The organism is Halomonas sp. KX33721, from assembly GCF_001596805.1.
GTDB classification, from domain to species: Bacteria; Pseudomonadota; Gammaproteobacteria; order Pseudomonadales; family Halomonadaceae; genus Vreelandella; species Vreelandella aquamarina.
This window is the reverse complement of sequence record NZ_LVIA01000084.1, coordinates 1-958: the sequence shown is the minus strand read 5'-3', so window position 1 is coordinate 958 and position 958 is coordinate 1. Positions and strand designations below refer to the sequence as shown.

Here is a 958-nt window from a genome sequence, read left to right as displayed (position 1 = left end):
CTTCTGGGCTGCACTGAGCAAGGTCTATCCAGAGACCGAGCACCAGCGCTGCTGGGTCCACAAGACTGCCAACGTATTGAATAAACTGCCGAAATCCGTGCAGCCCAAGGTCAAGGCCGACCTCCATGAGATCTGGATGGCCGAGACCCGCGATGAGGCGCACAAGGCTTTCGATCGCACGGTGAAACGCTTCGAGGCCAAGTACCCCAGAGCCATGGAGTGCCTGGCCAAGGATCGGGAGGAGCTGCTGGCGTTCTATGACTACCCGGCAGAACACTGGGTGCATATCCGCACCACCAACCCGATCGAGTCGACCTTCGCCACGGTCCGCCTGCGGAGCAAGCGCAGCCGGAACTGCGGCTCCAGAGCGACGACCCTGGCGATGGTCTTCAAGCTGCTCCAGAGCGCCCAGAAGCGCTGGAAGCGGATCAAGGGGTTCAACAAGCTGGAGCTGGTCGTGAACAACGTCCAGTTCAAGGACGGCGAACCCTTGACCGATCAGTCAGACAGGACTGCCGCCTGACCGGCCATACACAGAATTTGAGTGCGCCAGGCAAAGCCTGGACATCCGGGAAACCGAGAAGGTGGAAAGGATGTCGTGAAACCCAGTGGGTGAAAGTCCCACCCGGCCAAGGCTAGCCACCAGCCGGCAGCGAGTGTTGCGTGGTGTCGGGTAACCGCCGCTGCGAAGCGTACACAGCGAGTAGGTAGGCCGTGTGATAGAGCCCCGAAATTGTGGTAGTGGCAGTCGCCGACAGTTTTCAAATGCTGGAAGGCAACACGACCCTGCCGTATGGCTTGGCAGGGAAGGGCCGCCGGGGTCGAAGAGCAGGGCATGTCCATACAGGGGTTTCCCAGGAACCTGGGAGGCCCGTCCTTCTCCTCTGAACGACAAAGGTACAGGCATGGGGCTGCCTGCGGCGAAAGCTCCCGGTCCGGTGCTGTCGTGCCTGACGGT

At 61.1% G+C, this 958-nt stretch carries 1 protein-coding gene; it reads left to right on the top strand.

From position 1 onward, the window contains the following. The coding region (locus A3220_RS16415; RefSeq protein ID WP_174524480.1) for a transposase at positions 1–523 on the top strand (523 nt) is incomplete at its 5' end. Positions 524–958: the final 435 nt, after the last annotated feature.